13 protein-coding genes and 2 tRNA genes are annotated in these 15,904 nt (G+C 68.2%); 11 read left to right on the top strand and 4 right to left on the bottom strand.

Annotated features, from left to right (window positions below; genetic code table 11):
* The 4 genes from upp to ACW4E8_RS27170 all read left to right on the top strand — a co-directional run bounded on the left by upp (position 1) and on the right by ACW4E8_RS27170 (position 2,924).
* On the top strand, positions 1-687 hold the full coding sequence (gene upp, locus ACW4E8_RS27185) for a uracil phosphoribosyltransferase (protein WP_456807341.1): 687 nt from the start codon (positions 1-3) through the stop codon (positions 685-687).
* A complete protein-coding gene (locus tag ACW4E8_RS27180) occupies positions 687-1,379 on the top strand; it encodes a TetR family transcriptional regulator C-terminal domain-containing protein (RefSeq protein WP_456807340.1) in 693 nt (230 codons plus the stop codon). The genes upp and ACW4E8_RS27180 overlap by 1 nt, the downstream gene beginning before the upstream one ends.
* 76 nt (positions 1,380-1,455) lie before the next feature.
* A complete protein-coding gene (locus tag ACW4E8_RS27175) occupies positions 1,456-2,742 on the top strand; it encodes an amidohydrolase family protein (protein WP_456807339.1) in 1,287 nt (428 codons plus the stop codon).
* A gap of 95 nt (positions 2,743-2,837) precedes the next feature.
* Positions 2,838-2,924 (top strand) — tRNA-Leu (locus ACW4E8_RS27170).
* 183 nt (positions 2,925-3,107) lie between these two features.
* Here ACW4E8_RS27170 and ACW4E8_RS27165 read toward each other — a convergent pair.
* A complete protein-coding gene (locus ACW4E8_RS27165; RefSeq protein ID WP_456807338.1) occupies positions 3,108-4,913 on the bottom strand; it encodes a GGDEF domain-containing protein in 1,806 nt (601 codons plus the stop codon).
* Between the two features lie 217 nt (positions 4,914-5,130).
* Here ACW4E8_RS27165 and ACW4E8_RS27160 point away from each other — a divergent pair, with 217 nt between their 5' ends.
* Complete coding sequence (locus ACW4E8_RS27160; RefSeq protein WP_456807337.1) at positions 5,131-6,027, top strand: hydrolase; 897 nt, start codon at positions 5,131-5,133, stop codon at positions 6,025-6,027.
* A gap of 88 nt (positions 6,028-6,115) precedes the next feature.
* On the opposite strand, the gene ACW4E8_RS27155 is transcribed toward ACW4E8_RS27160, so the two are convergent.
* Together ACW4E8_RS27155 and ACW4E8_RS27150 are read right to left on the bottom strand one after the other, a co-directional pair.
* Positions 6,116-6,192 (bottom strand) — tRNA-Arg (locus tag ACW4E8_RS27155).
* Positions 6,193-6,280: 88 nt separating this feature from the next.
* Positions 6,281-7,978 carry an MBL fold metallo-hydrolase gene (locus ACW4E8_RS27150; RefSeq protein ID WP_456807336.1) on the bottom strand — a complete coding sequence of 566 codons (1,698 nt, stop codon included), beginning with the start codon at positions 7,976-7,978 and terminating at the stop codon, positions 6,281-6,283.
* A gap of 221 nt (positions 7,979-8,199) precedes the next feature.
* Here ACW4E8_RS27150 and ACW4E8_RS27145 point away from each other — a divergent pair, with 221 nt between their 5' ends.
* The 6 genes from ACW4E8_RS27145 to ACW4E8_RS27120 all read left to right on the top strand — a co-directional run bounded on the left by ACW4E8_RS27145 (position 8,200) and on the right by ACW4E8_RS27120 (position 13,300).
* Positions 8,200-8,577: a hypothetical protein gene (locus tag ACW4E8_RS27145; protein ID WP_035815245.1), complete on the top strand. Its 378-nt coding sequence runs from the start codon at positions 8,200-8,202 to the stop codon at positions 8,575-8,577.
* Between the two features lie 215 nt (positions 8,578-8,792).
* A complete protein-coding gene (locus tag ACW4E8_RS27140; RefSeq protein WP_456807335.1) occupies positions 8,793-10,133 on the top strand; it encodes a short-chain fatty acid transporter in 1,341 nt (446 codons plus the stop codon).
* Between the two features lie 41 nt (positions 10,134-10,174).
* Positions 10,175-10,471, top strand: coding sequence for a YciI family protein (locus ACW4E8_RS27135; RefSeq protein WP_035815249.1), 297 nt, complete (start codon positions 10,175-10,177; stop codon positions 10,469-10,471).
* Between the two features lie 53 nt (positions 10,472-10,524).
* A complete protein-coding gene (gene catC, locus ACW4E8_RS27130) occupies positions 10,525-10,809 on the top strand; it encodes a muconolactone Delta-isomerase (RefSeq protein WP_456807334.1) in 285 nt (94 codons plus the stop codon).
* 39 nt (positions 10,810-10,848) lie between these two features.
* Positions 10,849-11,628, top strand: coding sequence for a 3-oxoadipate enol-lactonase (gene pcaD / locus ACW4E8_RS27125; RefSeq protein WP_456807333.1), 780 nt, complete (start codon positions 10,849-10,851; stop codon positions 11,626-11,628).
* A 256-nt stretch (positions 11,629-11,884) separates the two neighbouring features.
* Positions 11,885-13,300, top strand: a complete 1,416-nt coding sequence (locus ACW4E8_RS27120) for a DUF1254 domain-containing protein (RefSeq protein ID WP_456807332.1) — start codon at positions 11,885-11,887, stop codon at positions 13,298-13,300.
* 106 nt (positions 13,301-13,406) lie between these two features.
* On the opposite strand, the gene metE is transcribed toward ACW4E8_RS27120, so the two are convergent.
* The gene (metE, locus tag ACW4E8_RS27115) at positions 13,407-15,785 is read right to left on the bottom strand and encodes a 5-methyltetrahydropteroyltriglutamate--homocysteine S-methyltransferase (RefSeq protein WP_456807331.1); all 2,379 of its coding nucleotides are present in this window, start codon (positions 15,783-15,785) and stop codon (positions 13,407-13,409) included.
* Between the last annotated feature and the right edge of the window lie 119 nt (positions 15,786-15,904).

Below are 15,904 nucleotides of genomic sequence, written 5' to 3'. Positions count from 1 at the left end.
ATGAACGACATGTCCGCTGTTCCCGCTGTTGACCCACTCGATGCCGATGCTGCCGGCCTGCCCGGCGTGCTGGTCGTCAACCACCCGCTGGTGCAGCACAAGGTCACCCTGGCGCGCAGCGAGGAGACCACCACCGACAACTTTCGCCGGCTGGTGCGCGAAATCAGCCAGTTGCTGACCTACGAAGCCACGCGCGACCTGGCCATGGAGACCATCGCCATCCGCACGCCGATCGCGCCGATGCAGTCGCGGGTGCTGTCCGGCAAGAAGCTGTGCCTGGTGTCGATCCTGCGCGCGGGCAACGGCTTTATCGACGGCATGCTGGAGCTGCTGCCGGCGGCGCGCGTCGGGCATATCGGCCTGTACCGCGACCCCGAGACACTGGAGCCGATCGAGTACTACTTCAAGATGCCGGAAGACATCCACGAGCGCATGGTGATCGTGGTGGACCCGATGCTGGCCACCGGCAACTCGGCCATCGCCGCGCTGAACCGCCTGAAAGAGGCCGGCGTCACCACCATGAAATACGTGTGCCTGATCGCCTCGCGCCCCGGGCTGCGCGCGCTGCGCGCGGCGCACCCTGAGGTCGGCATCGTCACCGCGGCCATCGACGACACGCTCAACGAGCACGGCTATATCGTGCCCGGGCTGGGCGACGCTGGCGACCGCCTCTACGGCACGCGCTGATGGACACGCACGCCAGCGCCGCGGCGCGGCGCCCGCTGCCCGCGTGCGATGCCCCGGGCGGGCGCATCCGGCAGGAGAACCAGGCCATGATCCTGCACGCGGCCGAGCATGTCTTTGCGCGCGCGGGCTTTGCCGGCGCCACCATGGCCGAGATCGCGGTGCGCGCCGGCGTGCCCAAGTCCAACCTGCATTACTACTTCCGCACCAAGCAGGCGCTGTACCGCGCCGTGCTGGCGCATACGCTGCAGCTGTGGCTGTCGGAGACCGACATCATCCGCGCCGAGCTGCCGCCGCAGGTGGCGCTGGAACAATACATCCGCGCCAAGATGCGGCTGTCGGCCAGTCATCCGGATGCATCGCGCGTATTTGCCAACGAACTGCTGCACGGCGCGCATGAGATCGGCGAGGTCCTGCGGCAGGTGCTGCGCGAACTGGTGTCGCGCAAGGCCGCGGTGGTGCAGCAGTGGATCGATCGCGGCCAGATGGCGCCGGTCGATCCGCAGCACCTGTTCTTCACGATCTGGGCGGCCACGCAGACCTATGCGGATTTCGAGTCGCAGGTATGCGCGGTGCTCGGCGTCAGCCAGCTGGAGCAGCAGGACTATGCGCAGGCCACCGAGCACCTGGTGGCGCTGTTGCTGCGCGGCTGCGGCCTCGACCCCGAGCCCGCGGCGCCCGACCGGCGCGCATGACGACCGGAGCCGCGCACCGTGGCGCCGGCGCCGGTGCCGTGAGAACATCGCCGTGCCTCCTGCCTGAGAGACCCCCATGCTCGACCTGATCCTGCGGCACTGCAACCTGCCCGACGGGCGCACCGACATCGATATCGGCATTGCCGCAGGCCGCATCGCCGCGGTTGAGCCGGCACTGGCCGCGCGCGCCGCCGAGGAGATCGATGCGGCCGGCCAGCTGGTGACGCCGCCGTTCGTCGATGCGCACTTCCATATGGACGCCACGCTGTCGTACGGGCTGCCGCGCGTGAACCAGTCGGGCACGCTGCTCGAAGGCATTGCGCTGTGGGGCGAGCTCAAGCCGATGCTGACGCAGGAAGCGCTGGTCGAGCGCGCACTGGCCTATTGCGACTGGGCGGTGGCGCGCGGGATGCTGGCGATCCGCTCGCATGTGGACGTGTGCGATCCACGGCTGCTGGCGGTGGAGGCGCTGCTGCACGTGCGCGAGCGCGTGCGTCCCTACCTGGACCTGCAGCTGGTGGCGTTCCCGCAGGACGGGGTGCTGCGCGCGCCCGGCGCGCTGGGCAACCTGAAGCGCGCGCTGGACATGGGCGTCGACGTGGTCGGCGGCATCCCGCATTTCGAGCGCACCATGGCGCAGGGCGCCGAATCGGTCCGGCTGCTGTGCGAGCTGGCGGCGGACCGCGGCCTGCGCGTCGACATGCATTGCGACGAGAGCGACGACCCGCTGTCGCGCCATATCGAGACGCTGGCCAGCGAGTCCGTGCGGCTCGGCCTGCAGGGCAGGGTGGCGGGCTCGCACCTGACCTCGATGCATTCGATGGACAACTACTACGTGTCCAAGCTGATCCCGCTGATGCGCGAGGCCGGCGTGGCGGCGATCGCCAATCCGCTGATCAACATCACGCTGCAGGGGCGGCACGATACCTATCCCCGGCGCCGCGGCATGACGCGTGTGCCGGAGTTGCTGGCTGCCGGCGTGCCGGTGGCGTTCGGCCACGATTGCGTGATGGATCCGTGGTACAGCCTGGGCTCCGGCGACATGCTGGAAGTGGCGCACATGGGGCTGCATGTCGCGCAGATGACCGGGCAGGAGGCCATGCGCGCCTGCTTCGCCGCGGTGACCGCCACGCCCGCGCAGATCCTGGGGCTGGACGGCTACGGCGTGGCGCCTGGCTGCCGCGCCGACCTGGTGCTGCTGCAGGCGCGCGACCCGGTGGAGGCGATCCGCCTGCGCGCCACGCGGCTGCGGGTGCTGCGTGCCGGCAAGACCATCGCCAGCATGCCCCCGGCGATGGCCGCGCTGGACCTGCCTGGCCGGCCGGCGCAGGTGGACTTTCTGCGGCGCGGCGGCGGGCAATAGGGCGCACAAATTTTTTGCGTCAGGGTGTTGACAGTCCTTGTTGTGCTCGGCATAATTTCTTTCTTCGCATCGCAGCAGCAATGCAGCGAAACGAAGCCCAGATGGCGGAATTGGTAGACGCACTAGGTTCAGGTCCTAGCGGTGGCAACACTGTGGAGGTTCGAGTCCTCTTCTGGGCACCAATATTCGGAAAGGCTCGCGCAAGCGAGCCTTTCTTCATTTCAGCCCGGCCTGAACGACCGAGTTCTTTCCGGGCACCGCCATTCGATACCGAGGCACCAGCCTCGGTTATCTTGAATAAACCCGCAGCGATGCGGGTTTTTTTTCGTCCATCGTTTCGGTGCTGGTTCCGGGGCCGGCCTGGTTCAGCCGGTTGCCACCCCTTCCTCGCGCTGTGCCTCGCGCACGCAATTGCGCCCTTCGGCCTTGGCGCGGTACATGGCCGCGTCGGCCGCGCCGAATAGCCGCTGCCAGTGACGCTCGCCGCCGCGCCCGATGGCCACGCCGAAGCTGGCAGGGACGCGCAGCTGGGTGCTGCCCGACAGGTAGACCGGGCGGGACGCGACTTCCGCGCGCAGGGCTTCGGCCAGCGCGGCGGCCTCACCCGGCCTGCCGTGCGGCAGCAGCAGCGCGAACTCCTCGCCGCCGAAGCGTGCCAGCACGCCTTCGGGCGGCACCAGCGCGCGCATCATCGCAGCGAGGTCGCGCAGCACCTGGTCGCCGGCGGCATGGCCATGGCGGTCGTTGATCTGCTTGAAGCGGTCCACGTCGATCAGCACCAGGCTGGCGCTGTCGTGTGCCGCGTACTGCGCGGCCACCAACTCCAGCGCGCGCCGGTTCAGCAGCCCGGTCAGGCTGTCGGTACGCGCCTGGTGTTCCAGTTGCGCGGTCAGCGAGGCGCGCTCGCGCAGCTTGCGGCGCAGGATCTCGATGGCATCGAACAGGCGCCGCATCTCCGCCGCCGGCCTGGTGGACGCCGCTGGCGCAGCGTAGTGCGGGTGGCCGCGCGCCTCGGCCAGGCCGATCACTTCGTCGCCGGCGCGCAGCAGCGGCAGGAACACCGAGCGCTGCGTGAACACCAGCACGTAGCCCAGCACGGCAAGGATCAGCGCCGACGTGCCGCACGCGGCCGTCAGCTCGCGCAGCGCCTGTGCGCGCGTTGCGGTGAAATGCGCGACCACCTCGTCCAGGAATACGCTGCGCAGCCGCTCCAGCGGCTCCAGCGTGCGCACATAGCGGTTGGTCAGCTCCGTCGGCGTCATCGAGTAATGGCCCGACACGCGGCCCTGCGCAACCAGGCTGTCGATCATGGCCAGGCCCTGGCCGAAGAACTGATGGCCGGCGTCGGCGTATGCCTGCTCCAGCGCGGGCACGGCGCCGAACATGTTGTACGCCGGCCCCGCCAGCTGCCATAGCTCCAGCAGCCGGCCGCGCGAGCGCGTGGCATCCACCAGGCTCTGCACCGGCATCGGCTGGCGCGCCGCCACGGGCGCCATGATCTGCGAGGCGATGCGCCCGCCATACTCGCGCAGGTCGCCCAGCATCCTGCCGGTCAGCGCCGGCGCCGCCAGGCCGTCGTCGCAGGCGGAGAGTTCGCGCACCTGCCAGGCGATGGCCGGCTGCAGCGCGTCCACGACCTCAAACATGCTTTCGATGGCATGGCGGATCTCGTCCATGTCGCGGTCCTGGCGCGGGCGCCCGGCGAGTTCGTCGATCTCGGCCCGCGCCCGCGCCAGGCGTTCGCGCACGCGCTCGACCATCAGCGGCGGCAGGTGGTGGTGGTGCAGGCCGAAGGGTGCCGGTGGCGGCGCGGCCAGGCGCGCCAGCGCGGCGTCGCTGTGGGCGCGGAAGGCTTGCAGGCGTTCACGCGCGGGGGTGTGGGGCGAGGGTGGCTCTCCCAGCACGCTGTTGGCCGGTCCGCGTTCCGCGGACAGCACGTTGGCGGCCTCCAGCAGCTCGCGGTACGCCGAGATGTCGTACAGGTTCTGCCGCGCCGAGGTGAAGTCGCCATACGAGCGGGCCATCACCAGCGCGGCGAGCACCAGGGTACAGAGCCCGCCGACCGCGGTGGCGATCGCCAGCTTGCGCTTCAGGCTGCGGCTGCGTCCGGCCGGCGGCGCCATGCCCCCGGGTTCGGACTCACGCCGGCGCGCACGTCGCCACAAGGCCATAAGGTTTGCTCCCGGCAGCAGCATGCCGGGCCATGTCTGCAAGATTTGTCATTGCCGCCATTATTGACGAAAAGGCGCTGCGGCCCGGCCAAATTTGCTCACCGACAGCGCCGCACGGCGCGCGCGCGGCCGAACATTCCCGGCTAACGCTGGCAGGGCATTTGACCTATGCTCAAGCTCATCGGGCAGGCACATATAACGTCCGAAGGTGGTTGCCATGACTACGGTCTTGTCATCGAGAGAGAGGGAGGCGGGGACTTGCCCCGGGTGGCACGCATGTGCCGCGCACCCCGGCATGGTCCTGCATCACCTGCAGTACAGCGTCATCCTGGCCATGCTGATGTGTGCACTGGCCCATGCAGATGACGCCGTTCCGGAAAGTCATGGCGTCTCCGGCTGGGACCAGCCGCTGCAGGCGCAACCCGGGCAGCCCGCCATGGCCGACGTGCCTGATCTGCTGGTTGCCGATACCGTTTCTCCTGCCTGGTCCGCCACGCCCGCCGAGCCCGTCACCGTCGAGTATGCCGCGCTGTCGCCGTCGTCCCCATCCGCGTTAACGCTTGCCATGGGCCCCGGGCCCGATGACGATGCTCCCGGCCTTGCCGCGGTGGACCGTGAAACCGCCGCCATGGCCGAGCGCCCGCGCCGGGTGTCGCTGCACCTGGACGACATCACCACCGCAGGCGGTTTTGTCGACAGTCACGTGCGCACCATGGCGCTGGCCGTCGATGCCGTGGTGCCGCGCGCAGGCGGGCTGACCATCCAGCCGCGCTTGCAGCTGGCCTACCAGCCCGGCATGTCTCCCGTCTCCGGCATGCCGATGCAAGCCATGCCCGGCGATGCCAGCGCCGCCGGTATCGGCGTGCGCCTGTACGGCGCGCAGCCGACGCGGCTGGCCGGCATCTATCCCTTCGTCGAAGCAGACTGGTGGCAGGACAGCCGCAAGCAGGTCATCAACATCAACGGCACCAAGATCGATGCCGACCTGCTGCGCGGGCTGTTCTCCTTCAACATCGGCGCGCATGGCAATACGTCGACCGGCATGAAGCTGTGGTTCAAGGTGAGGGCGGGGCGCAACCCGGGCGGAACGGTCGGGGCGCGCTATCGGTGGTAGGGTGGTACAGGGAGGGTGGCGCCAAATGCGAGCGCCGCAATGAAAAAAGGGCTTCCGGAAACGGAAGCCCTTTTTCTTTCTGCATAGGTGGCGCGGCTGGCAGGATTCGAACCCACGACCCCTTGGTTCGTAGCCAAGTACTCTATCCAACTGAGCTACAGCCGCACACGAGAGGCGCCATTGTAGCGCAATTTCTGGTTTGCGCAAGCCCCCCGCCAAAAAACTTCAACTGGCCCCGATGCCCGCGCCGGCGCTACGCCGTGGCTTCCGACCAGATGCCGTCCGCTTCCTGCGCCTTGCCGTCATCGCGCAGCTTGAGCAGGTGCGCCAGCAGCGATCGCTGCGCGACCGGATGCATGCGCGGCGGCACATCGTCGTAGACGCGCAGGACCAGCTCGCTGATCGGTGCCGGGCCCAGTTCGCGCAGCGCGGCAGCGACCTTGGCCTCGCGCTGCAGCCGGTGCCGGACCAGGATGCGGATGGCGTCCTGCGGGCGCGCGATCAGGAAGCCATGCCCCGGCGCCAGCCAGTCGAGGTCCTCGTCCTGCAGCGCTGCGAGCGAGTCCAGGTAGGCGCGCATATCGCCATCGGGCGGGCCGATGACGACGGTCGAACCCTGCATCACGTGGTCGCCGGTGAAGAGTGTCTTTTCTTCTTCCAGCAGGTAGCAGAGGTGGTTCGAGGCGTGGCCCGGCGTGTGGCACACGCGCAGGGTGCAGTCCTCAGTGATGGCAAGGCGCTCGCCGTGGTCCAGTTCGCGCTGTGGTTCGAAGCTGGCGTCCTGCCACTGGCCGGCTGGCGCGGCACGCCCGAGCACCGTGGCGCCGGTGGCGGCCTGCAGCACGGCGGCCGCGGGCGAATGGTCCAGGTGGGTATGCGTGGCGAGGATCCAGCGGATCGGACCGGGCGCGGCAGCAAGGATGGCGCGCACGTGCTCGCCGTCGTCCGGGCCCGGATCGATCACGGCCCATTCATTGCGCGCGCCGCCGCCTACCAGGTAGGTGTTGGTGCCCGGGCCCGTCATCACGCTGCCGTTGTTGGCGGTCACGCGCCAGACGCGCTCGGACAGCCGTACCGGCACGCCCGGTGCCAGTTCATAACGGCCGTGCGTGTTGCCGTCGGGATCGATGCGGCCGATCTCGGCGTAGCACGGCTCGTTGGGCATCACCGGGCGCACGCCGGCCGCGCCGGTGGCCAGCCGCGGCATGATGCAGGCAATGCCGCGCAGCTGCGAGAAATAGGCGAAGCAGGCCGCGGCGCTCTCAAACTGTGCGATCGAGCTCAGCGTGCGGCGCGTGACGTGCAGCAGCGGCAGGCCGTTGGCGGGATCGGCGGCTTCGCCGGGGCGGATCCAGCGGTGCTCCACGATCTCGGTGCCGTCGGGCACGGCCACCTGGCCTTCGGGGGCGATGGCGACAAAGAAGCGCGTATCGAAACGCTTGGGCAGGCCGGGCGGCGTCAGCCAGTAGCTGTGATAGGCGAGCCGGTCGGCCGCCAGGCGCAGGCCCAGTTGCTCGCAAGCGTGGGCCAGGCCGGGGCCGCCGCGCTGCACTGCTTCGCGCAGCAGCGCCTTCCCGGCGGCGTCGAGCTGGTGCGGCGACTGCAGGCGCCCGTCGCGGTCGCAGGCAAACAGCAGGCCGGCCTCTTCATAGCATTCGCGCAAGGCGGCCAGGTAGAAGTCCAGGCCGCTGGCCGGCAGGCCCAGGCGTTCGCTGGCAAGAGCGTCGTCCAGGCCGTGGGCATGCGCGTGCAGGGCCTTGTCCTGCGCGTCGAGCGTGCCGCCGGGGAAAACGTAGGCGCCGCTGCTGCGGTCGTTGGCGCGTTCGACGCGGCGTACCAGCAGCACTTCCATGCCGGCCGGCGCATCGCGCACGACGAGCAGGCTGGCGGCGGTGCGCAGCAGGGGGGCAGGGGTGGCAGTGCGGTTGCCGCTTGTCTCTGTGGTTGTCATTGTGTCGGCATCATGGTTGTGCTGGCGGCGCGCACCTGGCCGGAACCCGGGGCGCTGCCGCGAGCCATAGTTTAGCCGCGTTCAAAGATTCGCTATCGGCGGGGATTGCCGGGCTGCCGGGGCGCGCCGGCTTTGGCTTTTCCGGCCAGAGGCAGTAACCTGATAGCTCCGCTTCACTTTTTGGGGTGCCGTTGCCGGCGCCCTCTTCGGAGGAGGTCCGCGTGATCCGAGCTTCTTGCCTGTGCCTGCCGCTGGTGTGCCTGCTGGCCGCCTGCGAAACGCCGCCGCAGATGGCACCGCGCCCTGTGCCCCCGGCCACTACCCGCATCACCGTCGATCCACAAGCCGCATCCAGGGCCGCGTCCACTGCCTGCGAGCCGGCCGTGGCGGAAGCCCTCAAGCGCCGCTACCCGCAGCCCGGCAGCGTGATGCTGATGGCCGACCGCGAGCAGTACTACCTGCGCCCCAATGCGCAGACCTCGGTCAATGGTGAAGGCGTGTTCGAGCCTGACGACAGTTCGTCGGCGATCGGCTTCCACTATGCCTGCCTGTACAACGCGCGTACGGGCAAGGTCGACGATGTGCAGATGCGCTATTGATCCTGCCGATCGGCCGCATTGCAGGGCGGCTGCGCTGAAAATGCCAGGCGGCAAACTCCATAATTGTTGCGCGAAACGACGGTAATCGCGCTTCCCCATTTCCTTGACCTACCGGTCGACCGGCCATTAGCATAGCCACGCATATTTGCGAAGTTCGCATATAGAACTGTAGTTCTAATGGCGTAACTTTGGCTGACACTGGAGACAAGGAAACTATGAGCAAGATCGCCGGGTTCTTCACCGAACTCATGCGCCGGTACCTGCCGGATCCCTTTGTATTTGCCATCGGCCTGACCTTGCTGACGATGGCGCTGGCGGTGACGGTGCAAGGGCAGGCAGCGCCGGCCGTGATCGCCAGCTGGGGCAAGGGGTTCTGGAACCTGCTGGCATTCACCACGCAGATGGCGGTGATCCTGGCGATGGGCTATGTGCTGGCCACCGCGCCGTTCACTGACCGCATGCTCGACCGCATCGTCAGCGCAGTGCACTCGCCGCGCACCGCGGTGATCGTCGCCACGCTGGTGGGCGGCATCGGCAGCTACCTGAACTGGGGCTTCGGGCTGGTGATCGGCGGCATCATCGCCAGGAAGCTGGCGCTGAAGGTCCGTGGCGTGCATTACCCGCTGATCATCGCGGCCGCGTACAGCGGCTTCACCCTGTACGGGCTGGGCCTGTCGGCCAGCATCCCGGTGCTGATCTCCACCCCGGGCCACCCGATGGAAAAGCTGATGGGCGTGATCCCGCTGTCTGAAACCATCTTCTCCACGCCGATGCTGTTGACCAGCCTGGCGGTGATCGTCACGCTGCCGCTGCTCAATGCCTGGCTGCATCCGCGCAACCCGGCCGATGTCGTGGAGATCCGCCGCGACCAGGAACCCGCGCAGGCCGAGACCGGCTCGGCCCACAGCATGGGCGGCGAGAACACCCTGGCCGCGCGCCTGAACAACAGCCGCATCCTGAGCCTGGCCATCGGCCTGTGCGGCATGGCCTACGCGGTCATCTACTTCACGCAGGGCGGCTCGCTCGACCTGAACCTGATCAACTTCCTGATCCTGTTCGCGGGCGTGCTGCTGCTGGGCACGCCGGTCAACTACGTGGCCAAGCTGAACGAAGGCATCAAGACCATTTCCGGCATCATCCTGCAGTATCCGTTCTATGCAGGCATCATGGCGATCATGGCCGGCTCGGGGCTGGTGGATACGATCTCGCGCGTGTTCGTGGATATCGCCACGCCGCAGACGCTGCCGTTCTGGGGGCTGCTCAGCTCGTTCGTGATCAACTTCTTCGCGCCCTCGGGCGGTGGCCACTGGATGATCCAGGGCCCGTTCATGGTCGATGCGGCCAAGGCCATCAACAGCTCGGTCAGCCAGACTTCGATGTCGGTGATGCTCGGCAATGCCTGGAACGACCTGGTGCAGCCGTTCTGGATATTGCCGGCGCTGGCGCTGTCCAAGCTGAACCTGAAGGACGTGATGGGCTACACCGTGATCATGATGTTCTGGGTGGGCCTGATCTACATTGCCGCGCTGCTGCTGTGGGGCGCGCAGATTGCCTGACTTTGACCCGCGGCCAGCGTGCCGCTGACAGGAGGACCGCCATGCCGTACCTGATCGAAACCGTCGACAAGCCCAATCACCAGCACGTGCGCCAGGCCACCCGCGCCAGCCACCTGGATTACCTGGAAGCGAACAAGGCGCTGCTGCTGGCCTGCGGCGCCAAGCTCAACGACGATGGCTCGGACGCCGGCGGCGGCATCTACATCGTCGATGTCGACACCCGCGACGCGGCACAGCAATTCATCGACGCCGATCCGTTCACGCAGGCGGGCCTGTTTGCGGAGGTGCGCATCGTGCGCTGGCGCAAGGCCTATCTCGACGGCGTGCGCCATCTTTGACGAGGCAGCCCACGCTGCCTCCATCCCACCGTACCCCCAGACAAGGAGACCCCATGTTGTTCATGGCCGAAATGACCGTCAAGATTCCCGCATCGCTCGATCCGCAGCTGGTCGAGCAGCTCAAGGCCGACGAGAAGGCCATGTCGCAGCGCCTGCAGCGCGAAGGCAAGTGGCGCCACCTGTGGCGCGTGGTGGGCCAGTACGCCAACGTCAGCATTTTTGATGTCGGCGACAACGACGAACTGCACACGCTGCTGACCGCGCTGCCGCTGTACCCGTACATGGAGATCAAGGTCACGCCGCTGGCGCAACACGGTTCGGCCATCGCGCCGAACTGAGCGCCTGCCACCCAGCCCCCTGATCCTGAGCCAAACGCCATGCCATACGCCGACCTCGCCAACGTCCGACTGCATTACCGCCTCGATGGCGCCGAGCACCTGCCGGTGCTGGTGCTGTCCAATTCGCTGGGCACCAGCTTCAGCATGTGGGAGCCGCAGGTGGCGGCCTTCAGCCAGCACTTCCGCGTGCTGCGCTATGACACGCGCGGCCATGGCGAGTCGTCGGTGCCGGCGGGTCCGTACAGCATCGCGCAACTCGGCGGCGACGTGATCGCGCTGCTCGATCACCTTGGCATCGGCGAGGCCAGTTTCTGCGGCTTGTCGATGGGTGGCATCACTGGCATGTGGCTGGCCCTGAACCATGGCCCGCGGCTGCGGAAGCTGGTGCTGTGCAATACGGCTGCCTATATCGGCCCGCCGGAGAACTGGACCAACCGCGCCGCGGCGGTCGAGCGCGACGGCGTGGCATCGATCGCGGCCGCGGTGGTCGACAAATGGATCACCCCGCCGTACGCGGCCGCGCATCCGGGGCTGGTGGCATCGCTGCGCGCCATGCTCAGTGCCAGCCCGGCCGCGGGCTATGCGGCCAACTGCCTGGCCGTGCGCGATGCCGACCTGCGCGCAGAAATCGAAAAGATCGCCACGCCGACGCTGGTCATCGCCGGCTCGGGCGACCTGCCCACGCCGCCGCGCGATGGCGTGTTCCTGGCGCAGACGATCCCGGGCGCCCACTATGTCGAGCTGGAGGCCGCACATATCTCTAACCTGGAGCAGGCCGAGGCGTTCAGCAAGGTGGTGCTGGATTTCCTGACGCGCTGAGGCTTGAGCGGGGAAAGATCCCGGCCGCAGCCATGGGTGCGGCTTTCATCACCCCTCAGAGTGCTTTATGATTCACCCATGACCGATGCCGCTGGCGTTCGGTGCGCTTGCCCTCGCTTCCCGACTTCAGAGGAATTGACAGGTCACCGGCGCGCGGGACAAGATTCGCACGGAATAGATGCGCCTTCGGGACGACATGCCGGCAGTCATAGCCGCAACGCCCGAAAAGCCGCAAAAACACTGGGAAAACGGGGTCATGAAGCCATCCTTTCGTCAACTGGCGAGTGCGGTCACGCTCGCCGTCATGCTGTCCGGCTGTGCCTCCGCGCCGGATCACGGGGCCAGCCCGGCAGTCGCCGAGCAAGCGCCGTCCGACCAGGCCATGAAGGCCTTGTCGGCCGAGGTCTTCACCTTCGCCTATCCGATGGTGCTGATGGACGTGACGCGCGAGCTGATGACGCTGCGCACGCCGGTCAATACCTTCAGCCACAAGCGCACCTTCCCGGACGCAAGCTTCACCGACGTGGTCAGCCCCAATGCCGACACGCTGTATTCGTCGGCCTGGCTCGACCTGTCCAGGGAGCCGGTCATCCTGTCGGTGCCCGATACGCAAGGGCGCTACTACCTGATGCCGCTGATGGATGCGTGGACCAATGTGTTCGCGTCGCCCGGCAAGCGCACCACCGGCACCCGCCGCGGCAATTTCGTCATCACCGGGCCTGACTGGCGCGGCACGCTGCCCAAGGGCATGCAGGAGATCCGCTCGCCCACGTCGATGGTCTGGCTGATCGGCCGCACGCAGGCCAATGGCAAGCAGGACTTCCCGGCGGTGCACCGGCTGCAGGACCAGTACCGGCTGACGCCGTTGTCGGCCTGGGGTGGCGGGCGCCGCGTGCCCGACAAGGCTGCGCCGCGGCCCACGGCCATCGACACCGAAAGCTCGCCCGTGGAGCAGGTGGCGGCAATGGATGCGCAGGCCTTCTTCACGCGCTTTGCCGCCTTGCTGCCGGCCAATCCGCCGGCGCCCGCCGATGCCGCCATGGTCGACAAGCTCCACCGCATGGGCATCACCGTTGGGGTGCCGTTCAAGACCACGGTGATGGAGCCCTCCACCGCACGCGCGGTGCAGGAGGGCGCCACCGCGGCGCTGGCGGCCATCGTGCAGGGCGCGCGCAAGGGTAATGCCGATGCCGGCAACGGCTGGGTCATGCATCGCGACCTGGGCACCTATGGCACCAGCTACAGCCGCCGCGCGGTGACCGCGTGGGTGGGCCTGGGTGCCAACCTGCCCGAAGACGCGATCTACGCCTCCACCCGCACGGATGCCAACGGCAAGCCGCTGCAGGGCGGGGCGCGCTATGTGCTGCATTTCGACAAGGACCAGCTGCCGCCGGCGCGCGCGTTCTGGTCGCTGACGCTGTACAACGACCGGCAGGCGTTCATTCCCAATCCGATCCAGCGCTACGCCGTCGGCAGCCGCGACCGACTGCGCTACAACCGCGACGGCTCGCTCGATATCTATATCCAGCACGAGCGCCCGGCCGGCGCCAAGGTAGCGAACTGGCTGCCGGCGCCGCCCGATGGCCTGAACATGATGCTGCGCGCGTACTGGCCGGAGCAGGTGCTGCTGGACGGCAACTGGATGCCGCCGGCGGTGATGCAGGTGGACTGAGGCACGGCCAACGCGGCCAGCCGCTCTGGTGCGCAACATGGCCGCATGCCCTGACAGGCATGCGGCCTTCTTTATTGCCGGGGCATCCCGGCGCCCGGCGGGCGCATCAGTGTGCGTGCGTGGCGCAGGCGGTGCAGGCGCCGGTGGCGTGCGGCACCGCCGCGGTGCCGGCCGCTGCCGTCCGGGTGACGCGCGTCCAGGCCGTCACCTCCGGCGCCGACAGGCGCTCGCGCAGCGCGCGGGCCGCGCTGACCATATTGGCCAGCGCTGCTTCGGTCTCTTCCCAGCCGCGCGTCTTCAGGCCGCAGTCCGGGTTGACCCACAGCCGCTGCGGCGGCACCACCTCACAGGCGCGGTCCAGCAGCCGCTCCATGGCCTGCACCGACGGCACGCGCGGCGAGTGGATGTCGTAGACGCCCGGCCCGATCTCGTTCGGGTAGTCGAAGTCGCCAAAGCCTTCCAGCAGTTCCATCGCCGAGCGCGAGGTCTCGATGGTGATCACGTCCGCGTCCATGGCCGCGATGGCGGGCAGGATGTCGTTGAACTCGGCATAGCACATATGGGTGTGGATCTGGGTCTGGTCCTGCACGCCGCTGGCCGACAGCCGGAAGGCGGTGACGGCCCAGTCCAGGTAGGCATCCCAGTCGGCGCGGCGCAGCGGCAGGCCTTCGCGCAGCGCGGGTTCGTCGATCTGGATCACGCGGATGCCGGCCTGCTCCAGGTCGCACACTTCATCGCGGATGGCCAGGGCGAGCTGGCGCGCGGTGGTGGCACGCGGCTGGTCGTCGCGCACGAAGGACCACTGGAGCATGGTGATGGGGCCGGTGAGCATGCCCTTCATCGGCCGCTCGGTCAGCGATTGCGCATAGCGGGCGGTATCGACCGTCATCGGCTCGGGCCGGTACACATCGCCGTAGATCACCGGCGGCTTGACGCAGCGCGAGCCATAGCTCTGCACCCAGCCGTTCTCGGTAAAGCCGTAGCCGCACAGCTGCTCGCCGAAGTACTCGACCATGTCGTTGCGCTCGGCTTCGCCGTGCACCAGCACGTCCAGCCCCAGTGCTTCCTGCTTGCGCACGGCCACGGCGATCTCGGCACGGATGCGTTCCAGGTATTCGAGCGCGCCGATCTCGCCGCGCTTGAAGGCGGCGCGGGTCTGGCGGATGGCGACGGTCTGCGGGAACGAGCCGATCGTGGTGGTCGGCAACAGCGGCAGCTGCAGCGCCTGGCGCTGGCGCTCGATGCGCTCGGCAAAGGGGCTGGCGCGGTTGGCCATCCCGTCGCTCACGGCTGCCAGCCGCTGCTGCACACGCGGGTTGACCACCCGGCGCGAGGCGCGGCGCGAGGCCTGCGCGGCGTCGGATGCTGCCAGCGCTTCGGCGACGGCGGCGTCGCCTTGATTCAGCGCGCGGGCCAGCACGGACAGCTCGTCGAGCTTTTCGGTGGCGAAGGCGAGCCACGACTTCAGCTCGGCATCGAGGCGCACTTCATGCGCGAGCGTGACCGGCACATGCAGCAGCGAGCACGACGGTGCCAGCCACAGGCGCTCGCCCAGCGCGGCCTGCACCGGGCGCAGCGTGTCCAGCACCCGGCGCAGGTCGGTGCGCCAGATGTTGCGGCCGTCGATCACGCCCAGCGACAGCACCGCGCGCGCGGGCAGCGCGGCCTGCCACGTTGCCAGCTGTTCCGGCGCCCGCACCAGGTCGATATGGAAGCCATCGACCGGCAGGGCGGCGGCGCGCTGCGCATGGTCGGCGGCGGTGTCGAAATAGGTGGCCAGCAGCAGCTTGGGGCCGGCTTCGCGCAAGGCAGCGTAGGCGGTGTCGAAAGCGTCGAGCCAGGCCGGCTCCAGGTCCAGGCACAACGCCGGCTCGTCGATCTGCACCCATTCGATGCCGCGCGCCTTGAGCTGGCCGAGGATGCGGCGATAGCCCTGCAGCAGTTGCGGCAGCAGCGTCAGGCGGTCGAAACCCGCCACATGGCTCTTGGACAGCCACAGGTAGGTGACCGGCCCGATCAGCACCGGGCGGGCGCGCAGGCCAAGCGCCAGCGCCTCATCGGCTTCCTCGAAGAACCATGCCGGGCCGCCTTCGAACGTGGTCTCGGCGTCCAGTTCGGGGACCAGGTAGTGGTAGTTGGTGTCGAACCACTTGGTCATTTCCATGGCCGGCTGCTCGCGGTTGCCGCGCGCCAGCTCGAAGTACTGCGTCAGCGTGAGCTGTGCCGGATCGAAGCCGAAGCGGCGCGGCAGCGCGCCCAGCAGCGCGGTCAGGCTCAGCATCTGGTCGTAATAGGCAAAGTCGCCGGTGGCGACCGTGTCCAGGCCGCGGTCGGCCTGCAGCTGCCAGTGGCGGCGGCGCAGTTGCGCGGCTACGTCGCGCAGCTCGGCCTCGGTGCGATCGCCGCGCCAGAACGCTTCTTGCGCAAATTTCAGTTCGCGGCGTTCGCCGATGCGGGGAAAGCCGAGGATATGGGTGCGTGCCATGGATGTTGCTCCGGAAGATGTCTGGCGCACAGTGTCGGTTTGCCCGTAAAATGAATCAAGCGACAAGTTTTAAACAACATATGAATGGATTTCATATCAAGACGGGCGGGCGGCAGGTT

The organism is Cupriavidus sp. CP313, assembly GCF_054072015.1.
Note: the sequence above shows the minus strand (reverse complement) of the source record. Positions and strands in the feature narration are given on the sequence as shown.